Annotated in this window: 2 protein-coding genes; both read right to left on the bottom strand. The window is 74.9% G+C overall.

All coding sequences use genetic code 11. From position 1 onward, the window contains the following. A partial coding sequence (locus I59_RS09920) for a DUF6518 family protein (RefSeq protein WP_031273555.1) occupies positions 1-344 on the bottom strand: 344 nt, incomplete at its 3' end. Between the two features lie 107 nt (positions 345-451). After that, the coding region (locus tag I59_RS09915) for an aminotransferase class I/II-fold pyridoxal phosphate-dependent enzyme (RefSeq protein WP_022903736.1) at positions 452-1,180 on the bottom strand (729 nt) is incomplete at its 5' end.

Here is a 1,180-nt window from a genome sequence, read left to right as displayed (position 1 = left end):
CAGAAGTTCGTGACGGACAGGACGTCCGGGTAGCCGCGGAGGTTCGTCGCGGCCCAGTACCCGACGTGCATGAGCTCGAGGAAGACGACCCCGAGCACCATCGGCAGCACCGGGCGCCGGTGCAGGCCCGCGAGGAGCACGAGGAGCGCCGCCACCACGAACCACGGCCCGGCCGAGTTCGCGAGCTGTCCGAGCCCGGGGACCGCCTGCCCGAACGAGCAGAGCACACCCGCCAGCAGGGCGAGCCCGGTCGCCATCGTCACGCGGATCGCCGGTGGCACGGCGTGGGGGTCGGTCTCCCGGCCCGCGGTCCCGGGCTGCGCGGTGTGCACGATCGTCTCCATGCATCCCACGATCCCGGTTCCGGGTCCGGCGGACATCACCCCGGAGGCCCGACGGCCTCCACCCACAGGATGATCCCCGCAGGACCACCCAGGGCCGCCCGGCCGGTTCAGACGACGGCTGCGAGCGACCCGCTCGGGCCGACCGACTCCCCGCCGACCCGCGCCCAGGCCCGCTCGAGCACGTCGACCATCCGCGACCGGTCGGCAGCGGGCATCGTGAACGGCACGCGGAGGAACCGCTCGAAGCCGCCGTCCGGGCCGAAGACCCCGCCGGAGGCGAGCACGACCCCCTCGTCCCGCGCTGCCAGGACGAGCGCGCTCGACACCGGCCGCCCGAGCCCGACCCACGTCGTCAACCCGCCCGCCGGTGAGGGGACGTCCCACTCGGGGAGTCGCGCGCGCAACGCGCCCACGACGTCGTCGCGGGCCTGCGCCAGGTACGCACGCCGTTCCTCCAGGACGGCCGCCGTGCGCGGTACGAGCTCCCGCGCGACCAGCTGGTCGAGCACGGGCGTCCCGAGGTCACCGGTCGGACGGGCGAGCAGCAGCCGCTGCAGCAGTTCGGGCCGGGCCCGCACCCATCCGATCCGGAGCCCACCCCAGAACACCTTGTCGGCCGAACCGATCATGACGACGTCGTCGGACGCAGCGGCGAGCGGCGTCGCCGCGGGCCCGTCGATGCGGAGCTCCCCCATCGTCTCGTCGGCGACCACGGTGGTGCCGACCGCGGCCGCGACGGACACGAGCAGGTCGCGGGCGTCCGGGGTCATCGTCGCGCCGGTCGGGTTGTGCAGCGCGGGCATGACGTACGCGACCGCCGGTGCCGTGCGACGGAG

This window comes from Curtobacterium sp. B8, from assembly GCF_000333315.1.
In the GTDB taxonomy this organism is placed as follows: domain Bacteria; phylum Actinomycetota; class Actinomycetes; order Actinomycetales; family Microbacteriaceae; genus Curtobacterium; species Curtobacterium luteum.
The sequence above is the reverse complement of the archived record's forward strand: the minus strand, read 5'-3'. Positions and strand labels throughout refer to the sequence as shown.